At 58.7% G+C, this 697-nt stretch carries 2 protein-coding genes; both read right to left on the bottom strand.

Translation table 11 applies throughout. From position 1 onward, the window contains the following. Positions 1 to 64: 64 nt before the first annotated feature. Positions 65 to 619: an XVIPCD domain-containing protein gene (locus XAXN_RS23760; protein ID WP_425511890.1), complete on the bottom strand. Its 555-nt coding sequence runs from the start codon at positions 617 to 619 to the stop codon at positions 65 to 67. Further along, the coding region (locus tag XAXN_RS19895) for an integrase core domain-containing protein (protein WP_054320796.1) at positions 573 to 697 on the bottom strand (125 nt) is incomplete at its 5' end. The genes XAXN_RS23760 and XAXN_RS19895, both read right to left, overlap by 47 nt.

Below are 697 nucleotides of genomic sequence, written 5' to 3'. Positions count from 1 at the left end.
ACATTGCCAAGGTCCGCTGCTTCATCGGCTTGCACCACCATCGCTGCGAAGCACTTATCCTTGATCAGCGTTGCCTTAACTGTTCGTGTTGGAGGTCCAGCCCACGCTGGACCGACACTTCGATCGGGGTACTGATGGCCACGGCGGTTTCCACATGAGCTCGCATGTGCGCAGGGTTGCTAGGACTGCCTTGTACGGCGAAGAAATGCTGTCCAGCCTGCAGTGATGGCGTGGCCGTGCTGAACATTACGTGGTCCACACGCGTGAGACCGTTTGCCATTGCCTCGGTCGCCAGACATGCGGCCGCCCGATCGCTGCTTTCATCTGGTGATCTCCCCAATGATCGGTCCAATGCATGAACGCGTTCTACGCATTGCGCGAATATCGGCGGCAAGGCTGGCGAATCGAGGGTCAGTGGTGCAGGTGGCCTAAAAGGGTGGGCTCCCCGGTGGTAGATGGGGTCGGTTCGTTCTAGTGCTGAAGCCCAAGACCTGCCATTCCAGGTGTGTACTTCGCCAGAAGGATTAATCACTGATAGGTCGACGTCCCCCCGTCCTGAGTAGCGGCCGGGTTTAGAGTCCGGGGTTGATGATATCGGTATTGGCCAGCTGTTGGGCATACGCGGATGGCGTCATGCCGTCGATTGCCTTCTTGGGTCGCTCCTCGTTGTATTCGCGTCGCCAGCGCTCGATCTCGG

The organism is Xanthomonas axonopodis (genome assembly GCF_001304695.1).
GTDB classification, from domain to species: domain Bacteria; phylum Pseudomonadota; class Gammaproteobacteria; order Xanthomonadales; family Xanthomonadaceae; genus Xanthomonas; species Xanthomonas axonopodis.
Note: the sequence above shows the minus strand (reverse complement) of the source record. Positions and strands in the feature narration are given on the sequence as shown.